At 46.6% G+C, this 19,564-nt stretch carries 14 protein-coding genes; 1 reads left to right on the forward strand and 13 read right to left on the reverse strand.

Annotated features, from left to right (window positions below):
- Positions 1–3: 3 nt before the first annotated feature.
- The 8 genes from JOE49_RS23275 to JOE49_RS23310 all read right to left on the reverse strand — a co-directional run bounded on the left by JOE49_RS23275 (position 4) and on the right by JOE49_RS23310 (position 12,434).
- Entirely contained in the window at positions 4–2,445 is a 2,442-nt protein-coding gene (locus JOE49_RS23275) for an AraC family transcriptional regulator (RefSeq protein WP_209942995.1), read from the reverse strand.
- 206 nt (positions 2,446–2,651) lie between these two features.
- Positions 2,652–4,316: a methyl-accepting chemotaxis protein gene (locus JOE49_RS23280; protein ID WP_160790252.1), complete on the reverse strand. Its 1,665-nt coding sequence runs from the start codon at positions 4,314–4,316 to the stop codon at positions 2,652–2,654.
- A 27-nt stretch (positions 4,317–4,343) separates the two neighbouring features.
- A complete protein-coding gene (locus tag JOE49_RS23285; RefSeq protein WP_209942997.1) occupies positions 4,344–5,348 on the reverse strand; it encodes a BMP family lipoprotein in 1,005 nt (334 codons plus the stop codon).
- A gap of 171 nt (positions 5,349–5,519) precedes the next feature.
- Positions 5,520–6,110: a restriction endonuclease gene (locus JOE49_RS23290; RefSeq protein ID WP_209943003.1), complete on the reverse strand. Its 591-nt coding sequence runs from the start codon at positions 6,108–6,110 to the stop codon at positions 5,520–5,522.
- Positions 6,111–6,284: 174 nt separating this feature from the next.
- On the reverse strand, positions 6,285–7,694 hold the full coding sequence (aspA, locus tag JOE49_RS23295) for an aspartate ammonia-lyase (protein ID WP_209943697.1): 1,410 nt from the start codon (positions 7,692–7,694) through the stop codon (positions 6,285–6,287).
- Between the two features lie 199 nt (positions 7,695–7,893).
- Entirely contained in the window at positions 7,894–8,424 is a 531-nt protein-coding gene (locus tag JOE49_RS23300; RefSeq protein ID WP_209943005.1) for a GNAT family N-acetyltransferase, read from the reverse strand.
- A 109-nt stretch (positions 8,425–8,533) separates the two neighbouring features.
- Entirely contained in the window at positions 8,534–8,935 is a 402-nt protein-coding gene (locus JOE49_RS23305) for a VOC family protein (RefSeq protein WP_023989581.1), read from the reverse strand.
- 115 nt (positions 8,936–9,050) lie between these two features.
- Positions 9,051–12,434 carry an S-layer homology domain-containing protein gene (locus tag JOE49_RS23310; protein ID WP_245248748.1) on the reverse strand — a complete coding sequence of 1,128 codons (3,384 nt, stop codon included), beginning with the start codon at positions 12,432–12,434 and terminating at the stop codon, positions 9,051–9,053.
- 306 nt (positions 12,435–12,740) lie between these two features.
- On the opposite strand from JOE49_RS23310, the gene JOE49_RS23315 reads away from it, so the two are divergent.
- Positions 12,741–13,895: an aminotransferase A gene (locus tag JOE49_RS23315; protein WP_209943010.1), complete on the forward strand. Its 1,155-nt coding sequence runs from the start codon at positions 12,741–12,743 to the stop codon at positions 13,893–13,895.
- A 527-nt stretch (positions 13,896–14,422) separates the two neighbouring features.
- Here JOE49_RS23315 and JOE49_RS23320 read toward each other — a convergent pair.
- The 5 genes from JOE49_RS23320 to JOE49_RS23340 form a co-directional block, all read right to left on the reverse strand.
- Positions 14,423–15,496, reverse strand: a complete 1,074-nt coding sequence (locus JOE49_RS23320; protein WP_028542540.1) for an ABC transporter substrate-binding protein — start codon at positions 15,494–15,496, stop codon at positions 14,423–14,425.
- A complete protein-coding gene (locus JOE49_RS23325; RefSeq protein ID WP_013311255.1) occupies positions 15,493–16,314 on the reverse strand; it encodes an ABC transporter permease in 822 nt (273 codons plus the stop codon). Before JOE49_RS23325 ends, JOE49_RS23320 begins: the two co-directional genes overlap by 4 nt.
- A complete protein-coding gene (locus tag JOE49_RS23330) occupies positions 16,304–17,116 on the reverse strand; it encodes an ABC transporter permease (protein ID WP_028542541.1) in 813 nt (270 codons plus the stop codon). The genes JOE49_RS23325 and JOE49_RS23330 overlap by 11 nt, the downstream gene beginning before the upstream one ends.
- Positions 17,106–18,215: an ABC transporter ATP-binding protein gene (locus tag JOE49_RS23335; protein WP_028542542.1), complete on the reverse strand. Its 1,110-nt coding sequence runs from the start codon at positions 18,213–18,215 to the stop codon at positions 17,106–17,108. Before JOE49_RS23335 ends, JOE49_RS23330 begins: the two co-directional genes overlap by 11 nt.
- A gap of 75 nt (positions 18,216–18,290) precedes the next feature.
- A complete protein-coding gene (locus JOE49_RS23340) occupies positions 18,291–19,427 on the reverse strand; it encodes an N-acetyldiaminopimelate deacetylase (protein ID WP_068942451.1) in 1,137 nt (378 codons plus the stop codon).
- Between the last annotated feature and the right edge of the window lie 137 nt (positions 19,428–19,564).

Genomic DNA, 19,564 nt, shown 5'->3' on the forward strand with positions numbered 1-19,564 from the left:
CGCTTAATCTTCGTATTTATCTTCTATTTCGCCAAAGTATCGGCCTTTTGACCGATCTGCATATTCATTGGAAGATTTGCTGATTTGTCTGAATTTCCCTGGGGTCACTTGTTTGTGCTTGCGGAATACCCGAATAAAGCTGTTCTCATTTCGGTATCCGACCTGTTCTGCAATTTCACCGATTTTCAAATGGGTTTCACATAGTAATGTGCATGCCTTTTTTACGCGTAATCCAGTCAAATAATCGTAAACGGTGGTCCCCGTTTCTTCCTTGAACATGCTGCTCACCGAGGACACGCTCATGTGAACATGATCCGCAATTTCCTGAAGCCCGATGTTCAAATGCAAATGATGTTCCATATATTCAATCATCTCTTGTACACGCACAAAATCTTTGGACTGAATGCGGCCGTGCCATTTTTCTTCAATATCAGTCAACATAATGACCAGCAATGCCTCAATGTCTTGAAGGTCTAGCGTCAGAATCTGATTCCAGTGGTAATCAGCAAGCTGATCCGGCGGCGTCACACTCTGAGTGGCACACCATTTTAGCAAATCTTCCAGCAATTCATGAACAAACAAGTAGACCTGGGCTGGGGATGTTCTGTGGAGTCGAAGTTCTTCTACCCAGTGGCTGATTAGCTTTACACTTGCACCAGGTTCCTGTGACTCCAGGGCACGAATCATTTCCACACGCCGATTGTCCAGCAATGTTGAATCCTGAATCTGCTCCTTTGACTGTTCATCCACTGTGTTATCCTTTTTCACACTTATGCTGCTGTCTATATTCGTATATGAACGTCCATACCCCTCATACAAACGCAAATTAAGGGCCTCTTTTCCTTTTATAAAAGACGCCCGTGCCTCTTGAATATCCGTGACCATATGACCAATCCCTATAGAAATAGTCAAAGGAAGATACTCACCGACAACCTGAATCAGCCTATCCACGCTTTTCTGAAGCAAAATGCTCTCTTGGAGGTCAGTCTCTGTACCAACTTCATTCGAACTCTCGCTGAACTGTAACAGCACAATAAAACCACTTTCCTCCTCCGGCGAGCATACTGCTTTCCAGTGAGGTTCGAGCATTTCTAGCAAAATATTGTTCAGCGCATACTTGAGTAGCATTTTATCCTCTTCTGGAAAGCTTGCGGCCCACGCAGAATACCGGTCGATGGACACGATCATGATAAACAAAGAATGGCCGTCCCAATCGGAAAAATACTGTTCCCATTTCATACGCATTTCCTGTATGCCCATTCTACGCTGGATGACATCTTCCATATATTTGGAACGCAGCTCCGGCAGGCTTCGCTCTACCACCAATGATTTGCGGTGAAACTCTCCAACCAGTTTGCTAATCACAGGTTCCAGGTCATACAATCCTCCTTGGCGCGTTCCCTTATTGCCCGAATTTAATAGGCTATTAATTTTTTTCATGGGGCGAAAAGCTGCATAATTGTAATAGTAAACTGCTGAGCACCCAGCCAGTATGGAGATAAAGGCCAGCCACAGCATCATATTGCGCGCCAGCTTTACATTTTTCAGCAGCTTGTCCATCGGAACGAGCGATACTAGACGCCAGCCCGTTACATCTGAAAAGGTTTGGTTGGCCATATATTCCATGTCCCCTATCTCCACATAAGCATAGGGGCTCACATCCAGCTCTTTCAAAATCCTGCCCATATCATTTAAGGGTAAGGACGATTTCAGCTTGGGATAGATCAACTCGCCGTCCAGATCATACACGTATTGCGAGTTGGATAAATGAATATATAGTTTGGAAAAAAAACGATCGTAATCCAGATTGATTAGCACCGCACCCATGACCCGACCATTCTTTACTATGGGCCTGGCCAGCGAAAGCAACTCTATCGTCCCCTGCTCACGATCAGTGCCATACCATCGCCGCTTAATCAACAACGGCTTTTTTTGAATGTCCTGAATCCAGGGAACCCATGTGGTATCCGGTGCCTGCTTCCAATCAGGCATGTAACCATAATTGCTGGATACGAGAGCATGATTGTCCAAAGAAATAACTTCAACCGAATAAATTTCTTCGTGCGAAGAAAGGGTTTTCAAGTATTTGTGAAGCCGATCTATGACGGAGGCCTTGTCTTCCAGCGATTTCCCATCCGTTTGGACACGTACAAAAGCCTCTACATCCGGATGATATGCTGCGTCCAGCGCCTTGTTATCAGACTCACGAAAAGCCCGATTGGTCACATCCAGATTGATTTGCAACAATTCTATATTGGGTGTGTTCAGCTCGGTATCCAAACCTTCACGGTATCCTGAATACGATAGCAAGCCGATCACGCTAATCACAAGCGACACGCACAGAGTAAGCAGTAGAATCAATCTTGTCTGTTTATTTTTCAGTATCAATCGAAGCTTAAGTCGCAGCATTCCCGTAACTTCATCCTTCCGGACTTCGTTGTCCATCTTCCTCTGACCCATATACTGGTGGCATATTCTCCCTATTACTATTTGACGCAAGAGTCGGAATTCCCTGCCTATGTAATTCAAACTTAATATAAGGAACAACATTCATATAAAAAAGAAGAAGTCTCCCTGTACAAGGTAGAACTTCTTCTTTGGCACTGCTTGTATTCATTATTCAGCAAAAACAGATACTTGCTTCACAGGTTTTAGCTTGTCTTTTCCACCTGAAAACGATCTAGCTCCCGCTGCATTTCCTCGCGAATCTGACGAAGCTCTTTTACCTTCTCAGCCGATTCCTCAAATGAACGCTTCTGCTCTACCGTGGAAGCCGTAATCTCTTCACTGCCTGCGGCGGATTGCTGAGTGATTGCGCTGATATTTTCGATAGCTTGCTGTACCTGTACGCTCAGTTCTCGCGATACATTCATGTCCGTTGATAACTTGCTGACTTGGCCGGCAATTTGCTGCACTTTGCCACTAATCTCTGTAAACGATTCTCCGGTTGAGGAGGTTGCCTTCTCCTGCTCACGGAACAGCTCCTGACTTTGCGCCACAGAAATCTTCACCTTATCCATAGCCTGCGTGATACCGTCAACTGCGGTATAAATTTTCTTTACAGCAGACTCTGATTGATTCGCCAGCTTTTTCACTTCATTGGCAACAACAGCAAAACCTTTTCCTGCTTCACCTGCACGTGCAGCCTCAATAGAAGCATTCAAGGACAACAGCGATGTTTGGCTGGCAATTTCGGAGACATATCCAGTCATGGTTGTAATCTCGACTGCATTAGCCTCCAGCTCCTTGACCGTCTGCTCCACTTCGGACATGGCTGAACGATTTTCTGCAACAATACGCAGTTGATCGCTCATGACCCGCGTACCCTGCTCAATGACACGCAAAGCATCCTCACTATACGCGGTCGATTGTGTGGTTTCCAGTAGATTCGATTCAAACTTCTGCTGCATCTCGTCCACAACGCCAACTGTCGACGACAGATCCTCAGCAATTTTCTGACTGCCTATTGCCAGTTCCTCTGTTGACGTGCTGACTTGTGTCACAATTTCCTTCATGGCCTCATTATGCTGATCAATATCCCGAGCCATCAGATCGACACGATTACCCGCCTGATCAATGGAGAGTACAATGCTGCGCAAGTTCCCGATCATCACCCGGAAAGATTCATTGAGCTCGTCCAGCTCATCGCGTCCCTTGGTTTGGGCAAGCTGCACTGTCAGATTTCCCTCAGCAATTTGCTTTGCGGCATCCGTTAATTTGCGTGTTCTAAGGGCAAGCTGCCTGGATGTATATGTATTATATAGCCCAACCGCCACCAGAAGTATAACTGCACCTGCCAAGGCCAATTGCCATGTAAAACGAATGCTCTTGGTCAAATCTTCTGTGTATTGGTCATAACGTGCCTTGGTCAGCAGATCCAGCATAAATACATCGTTCTGAATCCCTTGGGCACGCATGGCCTCCCGCTTGGACTCCGGGCTGTTTTGGGTACTCATGGCTTTCTCCGTTGCTACTTTCAATTGGCTGAATTTTGTTTTAATCGTATTCAGTCGCTTTTGCTGCGCTTCGGTTTGCATCATGCCCTGTGAAAGCAATGCAATCGTCTTTTCAGACTGAGTCAGTTGATTTTGCACATCGGCTTTGTTGCTCTCCGTCATGGAAGCTGAATAATTTTGCAGTGCCTGCCCTGACTGAATCAAATAGGCATTGAGCTGCTGTACATTCAACATAGCCGGAACCAGATTACTACTTTGCGAGTTAATACGAATTAATTCAAAAATGATATAAGCCACTAAAGCCAGGCAAGCGATCAAGGAAATCATCGCGTTCAGCACCAGTTTACCTTGCAGTTTCATCAGCTTTCATCCTCCGTTTGCGAAAATTTATTGGGTGGGAACAGTCAGTGTGCCGGATTTGATTTTTTCCTTTAAATCATCCAACAACTTTTGCTGATCCGGATTCAGTGTCACGACACGAATAGGTGCCAGACCTATACCATCTTCCGCAAGACCAAACACCATGTCCTTCTCCGTAAATTTTCTTTGATGATCTGCAAAGCCTTTGACTACTGTATAAATTGCACTGTCTACATTTTTAATCATCGAGGTCACTACCGCTTTTTCCGCAATGAAAAACTGGTCGCTATCGACCCCGATGGCGAATTTTTGCTGCTTCTGTACTTCTTGTAGCGCACCCACGCCCGTAAGGCCTGCTGCTGCATAGATGACATCAATCTGATCCTGATTGATCATGTCATCTGCAATTTGCGTACCCAGCTCCGGCTTTCCAAAATCTCCTGCATACGTAGCGGTGACTTTGGCATTAGGCTTGACTGAGTGAACCCCTGCACTATATCCAATTTCAAACTTTTTCAGCAGAGGAGATTCCACGCCTCCGAGAAAGCCCACCTGTTCAGTGCGACTCGTTAAACCTGCGACAACTCCGGCCATAAAGCTACCTTCTTCTTCTTTAAAGGTGATAGAGGCCACATTCGGTAAATCTGATTTCTCATCCACGATTAAAAATTTACGGTCCGGATATTTTTTGGCAACGCTTTCCAGACTGTCCTTGACCATGTAACCCAATCCAACGATTAAATCGGCTTTTTCTTGAGCAAGCTGTTCAAAAGCCGCATCATACGTCTTGGTCTCCGTTATTTCTCGGTATTCAAAAACAATTTTCCCCTCATCCCGTGCTTTGACCAAACCTCGAAAAGCCGCGTCGCTGTAAGATTGGTCACCCAGACCAATATCTGACAGTACGATTCCCACCTTAATGGGCTGGACCTTGGTTTGTGCTACCGATTGCCCACATGCACATAGCAATAATGCAAAGATTGTGACAATGGGAATCCACCTAAAAGTTAACAATATAGCTCGCTTCTTCATGACATATCACCTCAGCATAATTTGGAAATCCCCAACATCTTTATATCGGTTATAAAAGCATATTTTTTCATAATAATTTCTGTAAATTCAGTTCTTCTATTTTATTATGAAAAAATAGAAGGGACTGACCACCAGGCTCGAATAACATCGCCTAACAATCAGTCCCCAATCTTATTTACTTTTACTCCATTTGGAAGCAATCACTTCGGTTTTACTTTCTATGAGATCCATGACTTCCTCGCGGTGTTTCGTCTTGAATAAATCAATCATGTCCATCAAGTCGTTGCGGTCTAATAATTTAACCCCGTTGACAGCAGCAAGTGTTTTACAGGATTCCGTATAACGGCCGGAGGTGATGACGAGGGACTTGTCAGCTGCATAATAACGCATAGAGGTATAAATCTCCTGCACTGCTCCCAAGCCTACCGGATGTTGTACCCCATAACGTTTGGCCTGTATGACAACTCTGACGCCTTCACGGTCTGTAAAAACCAGATCCGCTCCAAAATCCCGGCTACTGGTTGTTTTATAGATGTCCTTATAGCCAAGCGCGGATAATAACCGTTGCAAATAAAGTTCAAATTCCGAGCCATCCTCCATACGATCTATATCATGAATTCCAATTTTGCGTGGGTCCAGATCACGTAAAATCCGATTTCTGCGACCACGTATCAGTCCTCTGATGATGAGCGCAAACAACACTAAAAGTACAATGAGTCCTATTCCTAATTCTTTGTATGCCAATAATTTTTCTAGCAACATCCAACTCTCCCTTTTCTACCATAAGCGTAGCCATATCATCCTTGACAGGACACTCCCCTATGCACGCTGGCACCCGTATTACATCTGTGTTATCACATAACAATAGCCCCGCCAGATTCGACGGGGCTATCTTCGTCTTGCCTCAAAGCTGTCTAAACTCCATACTCCGCATCATTATTCGCGATTCAGCAAAGATTCTCCGGCAATACCAGGCTGAGTCATTTGGTACGGGTCCAATATAATGTCCAGCTCCTCCTCGGTCAGTACATTGTACAGCAAGCACAACTCACGCACCGATTTCCCAGTCGTAATTGCTTCGCGAGCAATACGTGATACCACCTCATATCCAAGATGCGGATTAAGCGCTGTAATAATGCCTACACTGTTCTCTACATATTCACGACAACGCTCCACATTCGCTTCAATTCCTTCCACACAATGAATGCGGAAGACGTGGAAGCCCTGCTTCATAATTTCCAGCGATTGCAGCAGATTGTAGACCAGTACAGGCTCCATCACATTCAGCTCGAGCTGACCAGCCTCAGAAGCCAAGCAGATTGTATGATCATTACCAATGACTTGGAAAGCAATTTGGTTAATAACCTCACACATCACCGGATTTACCTTGCCCGGCATAATGGATGACCCTGGCTGACGAGCAGGCAGACTCAGTTCTCCCAGACCTGCACGAGGTCCGGAAGCCATTAACCGGATGTCATTTGCCACCTTAGACATATTCATCATACAAATTTTCAAGGCAGCAGACACTTCAGTATAAGCATCCGTATTTTGTGTAGCATCTACAAGATTTTCGTCAGCTTCCACAGGGAAGCCACTGACTTCTGCCAGTACCTCTGCGACACGCTGAATATAACGACGGTCTGCATTCAGGCCAGTACCCACCGCAGTTGCACCCATATTAATCGTTAGCAGGTGCTGCTTGGTCGCACGGACGCGTCCGATATCACGACCCAGCACACGCGCATAAGCCTGAAACTCCTGCCCTAATCGGATGGGCACTGCATCCTGCAAGTGAGTCCGCCCCATTTTAATCACACTATCAAACTCATTTGCCTTGCGGGAAAATGCTCCCTGAAGCTCACTCATGGTGGCTAACAGCTTATCAATCATACTTAATACAGCCAAGTGTACGGCAGTAGGAAAAGCATCGTTCGTCGATTGCGCCATATTAACATGATTATTAGGACTGATCTCCTGATAATCTCCGCGTTGCTTGCCAATCAGCTCCAACGCACGGTTCGCAATCACTTCATTTGTATTCATATTAATGGACGTGCCTGCGCCGCCCTGAATCGGATCGACGATGAAATGATCATGCAACTGTCCTTGTATAATCTCATCAGCAGCCTCAATAATGGCCTCTGCTTTGGGGCGATGTAAACGGGTTAGTTCCATATTTACCGTCGCTGCTCCCTTTTTCACGATCGCCATGGCTTTAATCAACTCAGGGTGCAGTCTTTGGCCTGTAATTGGAAAATTTTCTTTTGCTCTCAGCGTTTGTACACCGTAATAGGCATCTGATGGCACTTCCTTGGTACCTAAAAAATCATGCTCCAACCTCATATTCTCTGATTCCTCCGCTGTGTTTGCTACGTTCTTCAATTCAGTACACCCAAATTGACATAAAAAGACCTTTTCTGATCCCCTCTTTATTATACGTTTCTATTCCCGTGCTTTTCCAGTCGAATAAACGCGGAAAAAACTATGTAATCCTATGACAAGTTATGATTACCCGTATATACCACAATTATTCGGTAAATGCTCAGCTATGACTAGAATACAGATTTAATGGCTTATAATAATATCGAGTGGCGTGCAGCTGACCATCGGCTGATTGAGCAAAACCCGGAATAACACCAGCTTCTACGAACCCGATCGACTCGTATAGTCCATTGGAGGGATCACCCACCCGCGTATCGAGCACCAGTAACGTTCTATCCTGACTTAGTGCCTCTTCTTCCGCTACCTTCATTAACTGTCGTGCGATCCCCAGTCTGCGTCCGGACGGATGCACCATAAGCTTTGCAATTTCCGCACGATGAATAGCGTTAGCTTTTTGTGCCAAATGCAGCTGGACCGTCCCTACAGGTACTCCGTCCTTCTCGGCAATCCACAGAACTACGCCATCCCCAAGTACATTGTTCCAATAAGCTGCTGCTTCCTCATAACCTAATGGGGGTAAGAAACCTATAGATGCACCGTCTGCAACCACGTCGATTAACAGTCGACTCAGTGAATCTGCCAGGGCTTCGCTCAGAGCTTGAACAGGGTAGACTCTCATTTCGTTAGACATTGTGATTCCTCCCGGTGAGTTCAATAACATACAATAAAGAAAGCAAACTATCTTTTGAGGATAGCTTACTTTCCATGATACTTCGTTTACTTCATCATTCTTATTTCCATTACTGCTCTGCCATATAAAAGAACTCCCACAGATGACCATCCAAATCCTGAAAGCTCCATCCATACATAAAACCATGATCTTGAGGTTCGTTCGAGGGTTTGCCGCCCGCTTCCAAAGCCTTGTGGACAATCTCGTCTACCTTTTCTCGGCTTTCCACCGATAAGGCAACAATCGCTTCTGTACTTTTTGTCGCATCTGAAATTTCTTTTGTCGTGAACGCTTTAAAACGTTCTTCAACCAATAACATGACAAAAATATGCTCACTAACAACCATACAGGTTGCATGTTCATCAGTGAACTGAGCGCTGAATTCAAATCCGATGGTAGTGAAAAAATCAATGGACTGTTGCAGGTTTTTAACTGGTAAATTCACAAAAATTTGTTTAGCTGTTACTCCCACGACATTTCACCTCTTCATTCGTAATTCATTCTACTTTATCATACTACCTCTCCACAAAAGATAACTTAACTATCGTATAAAGTCAATCAATCTGACATTTGTATAGTGAAGTCTTCTATTCCCAATGTAGCTTATCCAGTGTGCGTGATAATACAGCCGCTGCTTCTGCCCTCGTCACAGATGTAGCCGGGCCAAAACGGCCTTTCTCGTCTCCCTTCATAATACCTAGTCCAGACAAAGTCTTCACAGCCGGAGCTGCCCATGTAGAGATCTCCTGCGCATCCGATAATGACACGGATTTACTTCCTGTTGCTTCTTCTGTATTTTCTTCTGTATTCCCAGCGAAGCGTAAGGCTCTCTCTATGATCACAGCCAGTTCCTCCCTCGATACCGGTGTATTAGGACGGAAGCTTCCATCAGCATACCCGTTGATCAGCCCGGCTGCTGCTGCGGTACGTACGGAATCCGCATACCACGATTCGGTTTGAACGTCGTCAAAGCTCGTCAGCGTGCGATCTGTATGCTCCAGTCCAAGCACCCGAATCAGCATCGCTGCCAGTTCAGAGCGTCGCACCTGGCCTTCAGGCTCAAAATGCATATTCGCTAAGTCCCTTTCACGAGTCGCACTAGCTGTAGACGCTGTTGAATCGGTCCCCGTCACAAGCAGGCGAGTCGCCAGCCGTGTAATATCCTGCTGCGCCCAATGACCGGATATATCTATGAACGATCTGACTTCACCAGAAGCCCCGCCATCAAGCACAGCGTAAGTCCCTCCCGAACGTCCATACACGGTTATTTCCTCACTCGCAGCGTGAAAAGGAACAGGCTGATAGGACAGCTGTCCGGCTTGGTTGGTCGATACCTTCACTACAGCAAGCTGGTCTGCATCGACCGTTGCAGGAACACGTAACAGATAACGTTCATACCCACTACCAGAATCTCCGTTACCTGCCAAAAGCTGTTTCCGTCCATCCTCGTTTCTCAGCTCAGCGGCGATATCCAAAGCCTGTAACAGTTTGCGCCCTGTCGGAACATCCAAGCGTTTAGCCAGTTCTTCGTTCGAAGTGATGGAAAAATTCAAGGAAATTTGTTTTACAGGAACCTGCCAGGTATCAGCCAGTTTCTGAAGAGACAAACGACTTGTTGCTACTTCATATCCACCTTGTGGCGTTTCCACTCGAAGGGTACGAATACGGTCGTTCAAGACGTCTCCCAAAGCTTCCCCGCTTAAATGAATCTCATACGTCCTCGCTTCTACTTGCTCCCCTGCACGGATCACAAGCGTACCCTTCGCGCCATTTTGAATGGCCTTTTGTATTTCAGCAGCCGGTACTTGAGCAACTGCCTTTTTCAGTCCGTTTTGCTCCACTTCGATCATTACAGACTTGACTTGCACCACATTTGTACCAGACAGGCTGCTTCCATTGGGTTCACTACTGGCAGTCTGACCCTGCCCATTTACCGTTCCATTCATGTTACTGCTACTGCTATTCCCAGCGTTGGCGTTTCCAACGTTATCCTGCTGATCCTCATCGTCATCGTCATCGTCATTTCGGCCACTCCCACCATCTGTCGGTGGTTCTTCCGTTTTGCGCGGCAAATCTATTTGCGCAACCAACGGATCATGATCGCTTACCCGCCCGTCCGCCGCACTAAAGTCTGCATTCATATGAACGATATCCAGCACGGATGTTTTGCTCAGTGACGGGCTGACCAGCATATGATCCAATGTTTGCGAGTTACCTTCATAAATATAGGAGTACCGTTCCTTTTCATCCAAATTGTCAATCAGATTGGTCAATTCCTGCCCCCGTAGCAAAGCCAGCGTTTCCGAAAATTGAAAATCATTCAGGTCACCGAGCACCACTATATTGGCCTTAGGGTTCACTTGCAGTACCGACTTTACAAAGCCATTCACAATCGTTGCAATCTTCGCACGCTGTATTTCGCTGCTTCGCACAGGTGGCTGAATTCCTCCAAATGGCGCTTGATCGCCCCCTTTGGAATTAAAATGGTTAGAGACCACAATCACCTGCTGGCCTTCAAACTCAAATTCAGCGGCCAACGGCTTGCGCGAGTCTTCAAATGACGCATTCAGGGGATCAATCCGACCCGGGTTGAGAGAGAGTCCCTGCACTCCATAAGTGACAGACGTAACTGAATCCCCCTTTGGCTTGTCGGTCAGCGTAACACGTTGCGGATTGTACAAGAAGCCAACACGGATATTGCCACCGGGGGCACCGCCATCCTTATTATTTCCAGGGGCAATATCTGTAAAAGCGTATTCTGGGCCTCCATGAGCACGAATCGCCTCTATGAGCACATGGAAGCTTTTGGAAGCGTCTGTGGTGCCATCATCTTTCTCACCGTTATTATCCTGCACTTCCAGCAATCCTATGATATCCGGATGATTCAAATTTACGGCGATAGCCTGCCCCAGCTGATCTATTCGTTTTCCATCACCGGGATCAAAGTTTTCCACATTAAAAGAAGCTACTGTCAGCTTACGATCATCGCGTATCAAACGCGTATTGGCTGGCTGGAGGCCGCCAGGTACAACATCTGGCAGACGCTCTGGCAGCAGCTTATAATTGCTAAAGCTATAGCTCACCACACCTGTGATAGGACCCGCAAAACGATCGCCTGTCTTCAACGGTGTCGAAGGCTTCGCATCAATCAGAATCCGTTGCGGGTTCAGACTTCTTTCTGTCAGCATGAGTCCGCCTGCCTCCGTTACAACCTCACCTGTGTTTGGACCGTTATCAATTCGGACTGGAATTTCATAGCCATAAGGACCAATCACAGTGGCATCCTTCAACTCTACACGCATGCCTTCCAGGCTTTCGAAAAAGTCCAAGCCATCCTCCTGTGGATTAAACACCGCCATTCCGTCATGATCCACAACAGATGTCGGCATCACACGTCTCTGTTCACCTAGCAAAATTGGAGATGGCAATGGACGGTCATTGGCAATTACCTCAACCGAAGAAGCCACAATTTCTGTGGTCGTCAAGTCGATTGGCTTACTTGCATATGTTCTTTCCGTGTATTCCTTCACCGAACCGCTAACCCTTACCTCATCCCCTACCTGTGCACCGTGACTAGGCTTGTACACTAAAATGGCCTCGGATGTTTTTTCATCCTGATCCACTTGATCATCCATCTCTTGGATATAGAAGCTGCTCCCCTTCACCATTGTGACAACGCCTTCAATATCCGCTACTTTTTGTCCTTCATATGGAGAACGGTGTGCTACCCCCTGTATATCGTGGATGCGAAGCTTTTTAGGAAAATAGACATCTGCATATACACTTGCCCCTACAGTTACGGGTGAAGGTTGCACCTCTTTTCCTGCAAAAGATGCAGGCTCTGCCGAAGCTTTTCCACTGGACAACCCTACCGGCCCTCCAGCTGAAAGCACCAGTATGACACTGAGCCATGTGATTCCGAACCTTTTTAATTTCGTGGGTAATATTTTTACTATGTATTCTTGTTTCATCAAAAGATACTCCCCTCCCCATTTTTACTATGATTACGCTTACAAATATATTCTTCTTTTAAGATACCATAAATTAGTCAATTTAGTACCTTAATTATGTAAGGATTTTGCAAAATTCGATTCCAGTCGCTCCAAAGTGCAATATATAGACGCACTAGACCACTTCGGTCTATATATTGTTCATTGGAAGTCGCTTATTGGATTTTTGCAAAACCATCATATAAAAATGAATTCTTCTTGCCGTAGCATATTCAGATCAAATTATTGTAAACTTGTTCTAATACAGAAAAAGGTGGCACATAAGCTATGGAGCATTTGCTTAACGATCAGGTTAAAAACATTCAAATCAGCGGCATCCGCAAAATCGCCAACAAAGTTGCCGCATTACCCGGAACCCTGTCATTAACGATCGGACAGCCGGACTTCCCTACCCCTGCGCATATTATGGAAGCTGCTCATCGGGCGATTAACGAAGGACGCACCTCCTATACACCTAATCCGGGACTGCCGGAATTACGAGAAGCCGCAGCGGCGTTTGTAGCTCGTAAATACGGCCTAAATTACCGTGGACAGGATGAGGTTATCGTAACGAACGGAGCCAGTGAAGCGCTGGATATTACCTTACGCACGATTTTGTCACCCGGCGATGAAGTCATTCTGCCAGTGCCGATCTACCCAGGGTACGAGCCATTGATCCGTTTGTCAGGCGGCATTCCTGTGTTTGCCGATACTCGCAGTAGCGGCTTCAAGCTCACGGCCGAGGTGCTGGAGCCTTATCTGACCGAACGGACAAAAGCAGTCATTCTCGGATATCCTTCGAATCCAACCGGACGAGTGATGAGCCGTGAAGAACTGGAAGCAGTCGCGGATTTACTGAAGGAGCGCGATCTGTTTATCATTTCGGATGAAATATACAGTGAACTGATTTACGATACCCCCCACGTGTCCATTGCAGCTCTACCAGGCATGCGGGAGCGTACCATCGTCATCAACGGTCTGTCCAAATCACATTCCATGACGGGATGGCGCATTGGTTTTACACTTGCACCCGCTGAAATTACACAGCACATGGTCAAAGTCCATCAGTACAACGTAACCTGTGCCAGCTCGATTAGCCAATATGCTGCCCTGGAAGCCTTGACCACTGGTGTCGATGATGCACTTCCGATGCGTGAGGAATACCGCAAGCGTCGTGATTATGTACATGGAAGGCTGACAGACATGGGTATCCCGCTGGAGAAACCCGAGGGAGCCTTTTACCTTTTCCCTTCCATCGCGCATTTTGGATTAAGCTCTATGGATTTTACCTTGAAGCTGCTGGAAGAGCATGGAGTGGCTGTCGTACCTGGAGATGCCTTTTCTTCCTATGGCGAAGGATACATTCGCTTGTCTTATGCTTACGGGCAGGATGTGCTGGAGCAAGGGTTGGATAAAATAGAGAAGTTTGTTAGAGGGTTATAGGGAGTTAAGATGGGAGAGGCGCTGCGCAGTCCATTTGATCTTCCGATCGCTGTTGCGGTGGGATTCTTGAATTGGATAAAACATTTATAGGTAAGAATCCCACAGCAAAGGCGAACGCTGCCGCTTCTCCAGATTCAAATGGCCCGCTTCGCTCACTGCCCGCCTTAAAGTCCCACAATTCTCTAACGTGTGTGGGAGACGCAGGGGTAAAAAAATACTCACCGCTTTGCGCGGTGAGTAAACATAAAAAAGGCCTCTGAGCCACCCGTACAGGTGGCTCAGAGGCCTTTTCGCTCTTCCACTACTCCCACCGGCTATCGGCGTAGGGATTAATGGGTGCGTACCTTTAAGCACGGTGCAGCGGAGGGGGCGGAATGGTGCTGGACAAGCGGAGCGGTCGCCTTTAAATTCCGATTTTCACCTTTAAATATTCAATCATAAAAATCGGAATTTAACAGCGATGGTAAGCACCATCCGCCACCGCAGCGACCTTTAAAGCACCAACCCCTAATCTCAACGCCACTCCCCTACTTTAAATGCATTTTGAATTGCAGGAACAATTCATTGTAATGAGCGAGCATGCGCTTGCCTAGATTGTTGTATACTTCCAGCTTATCTGTAATTTCGGACGGAGGATAAAAACGCTCGTCACCAGAGATATCTTCAGGCAACAACTTCTTTCCATCCTCATTAGGTGTGGAGTATCCTACAAACTCGGCATTTTGAGCGGCTACATCGGGCTGCATCATGAAATTGATGAACTTATGGGCCGCATCCACATGCGTAGCGGTTTTTGGAATAACCATATTATCAAACCACAAGTTGGAGCCTTCATCTGGCACGATGTAATCGAGCTTCTCGTTCTCATCCATGATTTCAGACGCATCACCGGACCATACAACGCCGGCAGCAGCTTCCTCGTTTGCCAGCAGCATTTTAATCTCGTCACCGACAACCGCTTTGACATTAGGCGCTAATTTCTCCAACTTCGTCAAAGCCTGCTGTAAATGTGCCTCATTCGTATCGTTCAAGGAATAGTGAAGGCTGTTCAGTGACATTCCTACGACTTCCCTCGCACCATCAACCAACAGTAGGTTATTACGTAGCTTTGGATTCCACAGACCGTTCCAGCTATGAAAATCAATGCCTTTCGTCAGCTCAGGGTTAAACACAATCCCGACTGTACCCCAAAAATACGGTACCGAGTATTCATTATTCGGGTCAAACGAAAGGTTTAGAAAATGAGAATCCACATGCTTCAAATTCGGCAGCTTGCTGTGGTCCAACGGGAGCAACAAGTGCTCCTGCTTCATTTTAGCCAAAGCATATTCCGAGGGAACCGCTACGTCAAACGAAGTTCCTCCCTGCTCGATTTTCGTCAGCATCGCCTCATTGGAGTCAAAGGTCTGATAAATGACAGTAATCCCCGTCTCCTTCTGAAACCGTTCCAACAGCTCAGGATCAATGTAGTCTCCCCAGTTGTACACCGTCAGTGTGTTGCCACCGGAGTAGCCTTGACTGGAATTAAGCCATGCGGCCACCCCCATCAGCCCAAACGAGATGATGAAGATGGACAGAAACACGCGCACAAGTGACTTCATCTAGGCACCCCCATTTCTGCCGCAGGCTCTTTTTTACCATTACGATTCGCCTTGCGCATAATAAAGTAGTAACCCACCACCAGCAGCACAGTAAACAGGAAAATGAGCGTGGATAGCGCATTGATGGACAAGGAAACCCCTTGACGGGCACGTGAGTATATTTCCACCGATAAGGTCGAATAGCCACTACCTGTCACAAAAAAGGTCACCGCAAAATCATCCAGCGAGTATGTTAACGCCATAAAGAAGCCCGCATAAATCCCTGGCTTGATAAAGGGTAGAATCACCTTGGTCAGCACATCCATTCGACTGGCACCCAAATCACGCGCGGCATCGACCAGAGATGGACTCATTTCCTGCAACCGCGGCAAAATCATAATGACCGCAATCGGCACACTAAATGCAATATGGGATAATAAAACGGAGTAGAAACCCAGCTTAATCCCGACCATCGTGAACAAAATGAGGAAGGAAGCGCCAATAATGACGTCCGGGTTCACGATCAATACATTATTGAGCGACAGCAGCGTATTCTTGACTCGACGGTTCTGCATCTGATGAATAGCCAGCGCACCCATGATGCCAATAATCGTAGCTAACGCAGACGACAGCAGAGCAATCACCAAGGTGTTAATGACAATAATGATCAAGCGAGTGTCTGCAAACACCTCTTTGTAATATTGAAGTGTAAAACCTTCAAACTCATGCATCGTCCCGCCACTGTTGAAGGAATAGTACATCAAATACAAAATAGGTGCGTACAACACGAGAAAAACAATCACCAAATAAATATTCCCGAATCGGTTTTTATTTACCATGCCGCACCCTCCGTTTCGTTCCCGAGGTGAGCAGCATAATGATCCCCATCGCCAAAATCAGGAACACGGCAACCGTAGAGCCCATACCCCAATCCTGAGTAACCAGAAAATGCTGCTCTATCGCTGTCCCCAGTGTAATCACACGGTTACCTGCAATCAGGCGGGTAATCATAAACAGCGACAACGCTGGAATAAACACAGCCATGCAACCGGATCGCACACCCGCAAGCGTTAACGGGAAAATAACCCTGCGAAACGCGGTCCACCTGGAGGCTCCCAAATCACGGGCTGCGTCCAGCAATGAAGGGTTTAAACCTTCCAACGCGTTATAGATGGGCAAAATCATAAAAGGCACAAAAATATAAACCGACACAAACACAAAGCTGGAGCTGGTAAACAATAATTGCTGACCTCCCAACCCAACCATACCTAACACCGCATTCACCGGGCCATAGGTACCAAAGATCCCTATAAAAGCATACGTTTTGAGTAGCAAGTTAATCCAGGTCGGCAAAATAATGAGCAACAGCCACAGTTGCTTATGCTTGGTGCGTGTGAGCAAATATGCTGCCGGGTAAGCAACTAACAGTGAAAATACAGTGATCAGAAATGCATACCAGAACGAGCTAAGCGTCATGCTCAAATAAACAGGTGTCAGAAACTGAGCGTAGTTGTTGAAGGTGAGATGACCATCCACATCAAATAATGAATAGTAAAACACAAGTACAACCGGAGCTGCCACGAACAGCACAATCCATAAATAGTAAGGCAGCAGATACGCTGCTCTTGTATTACCGGACATGCTGATCCACCTCTTCATAGGCTTCCAGACGCCGATCAAATTCTTCCTCTGTTTCCCCGAACCGCATCACATGGATCGCTTCCGGGTCAAATCGCAGACCGATTTCACTGCCCAGCTCCGCCTTTTTGGTAGAATGTACGAGCCACTCCTGACCCGAATCATCATAGCAGCTTATTTCATAGTGAACACCTCGGAACAATTGGGTATCCACTTTTACACGTAGCTTGCCTTCAGCCACACTCGTAATCTCCAAGTCCTCTGGCCGGATCACAATTTCAATGGGCTCGTTCGGACGTAATCCTCCGTCAACACATTCAAACTGTCGACCGTTAAATTCCACTTGGTAATCCGCAATCATCCGTCCTGGGACAATATTGGATTCGCCGATGAAATCAGCAACAAACCGATTAATCGGCTCATCATAAATATCATTAGGCGTACCACTCTGCTCAATCTTACCTTTGTTCATGACAAAAATTTCGTCCGACATGGCCAGCGCTTCCTCCTGATCATGCGTAACGAAAATAAAGGTAATTCCAAGACGCTGCTGCATTTCGCGCAAAATGTACTGCATTTCTGTACGCAGCTTTAAATCCAGTGCAGACAACGGTTCATCCAACAACAGAACATCAGGCTCATTGACGATAGCCCGTGCGATGGCTACACGCTGACGCTGTCCCCCAGACATCTCAGAAATTTCTCGCTCACCGTAGCCTTCCAGATTGACAAAGGACAACGCCTGTGTCACCTTCTCCTGAATGTCCTTTTTGTTCATCTTTTTGATGCGCAGACCAAAGGCTACATTTTCAAACACATTCAGATGCGGAAATAGCGCATAATCTTGAAAAACCGTATTGACCTGCCGCTCATTGGCTGGAACACGATTAATGAGTTTTCCATTTAAATAAATAGAGCCTTCTGTCGGCTCCGCAAAACCTGCAATCATACGCAGAATCGTTGTTTTACCACAGCCGGAAGGACCCAGCAGTGTATAAAATTTACCACGCTCAATCTCAAAGCTGACGTCCGCCAGCACTGGGGGATCGTTGTCATATTGCTTGGTCACCCGTTCAAATCGGATGATGGTTTGCTCTCCCATAACACCCTCCTTCAAAAATTCGACTTCATTCCATTTCATTCTTTTCATTAAACATAATTATTCAGGGCGTATCATTTACCCTTGAGACTTCCATGTAAAATAGTCTGTCAGCACACGAATGGCTACACCAATCGCTTCCTCCGCAGGCTCCAGCTTCGCATGATGCAAACCATAAGGCGTATCAACACCAAGCCAGAACATCAGACCGGGAATTCGCTCCAGAAAATACCCAAAGTCTTCTCCGGTCATCGCTTCTCCGCATTCAATAAGCTGCACATCCTGCCGATTACGGACCCAGTTCATAAATTCCTCGGTCACCTGAGCTTCATTGTACACTTGCAAATAGTTTGAGCCATAGTGAATCTCTGCATGGCATTCAAATCCAGCTTCAACACCGCGTACCAGCGCTTCAATCCGTGATTTAACCAGCATCATTGTATCGGCTGACAACGTTCGAATCGTACCCTCCAAACGGGCGGTTTCCGCTATAATATTTTGCTTCGTGCCTCCGCTAACCTTACCCACGGTAATGACCGCTGCATCGAGTGGATTCACATTACGGGCTACAACCGTCTGTAATTGTCCCACCAGTTGGCAAGCAGCTACTACCATATCATTCGCCTTGTGTGGATACGCAGCATGCCCCCCCATACCCTTCAGGTCGATGAAAAGCTCCGACGTATTGGCAAATAGGATGCCCGGGCGAGTCGCAATTGTACCGACAGGATATTCAGGTGCAACGTGCAGCGCGACAATTTCATCGGGTATCCAGTCTGCCAGCTCCGTGCTGTCCCGCATAGGCAAGGCTCCGCCCGGCCCTTCCTCAGCCGGTTGAAACAACACAACCAGGTCATCCTTAATCGGATGGCTTGCAAAGTGAGTAACAATTCCCAATCCAATCGTCATATGTAAATCGTGTCCACAAGCATGCATATAGCCGGGATGAGTCGAACGAAAATCGTACCCTGTCTCTTCTTCAATCGGCAAACCATCCATATCACAACGATATCCATAGCGGCGTTCAGGAGCTGTTCCATGAATGAACACTAACACGCCCGTACGCCATGTACGAATTTCCAACCGCTCCTGAGGGAGCGTTTCCAAATAATCCAGCAAATATTGTTGTGTTTTGTACTCCTCAAAACCCGGCTCGGGAATTTGGTGTAAATCTCTTCGTATTTGGACAAAAGAACGATAGTCGACCGTACTCATTACCGCTACGCCTCCTCTTTATAGCTCATCAGCTCTTATCTGGCAAAAGAACAAAAGGACAAAAGCCCGGCGCAGCCGCCGAGCCTTGTCCGTTGTGCTTCGTCCCTAAGTTATGCTGTCAGTGCATCATGCTTCTG

It is taken from the genome of Paenibacillus sp. PvR133 (assembly GCF_017833155.1).
Classification (GTDB): domain Bacteria; phylum Bacillota; class Bacilli; order Paenibacillales; family Paenibacillaceae; genus Paenibacillus; species Paenibacillus polymyxa_B.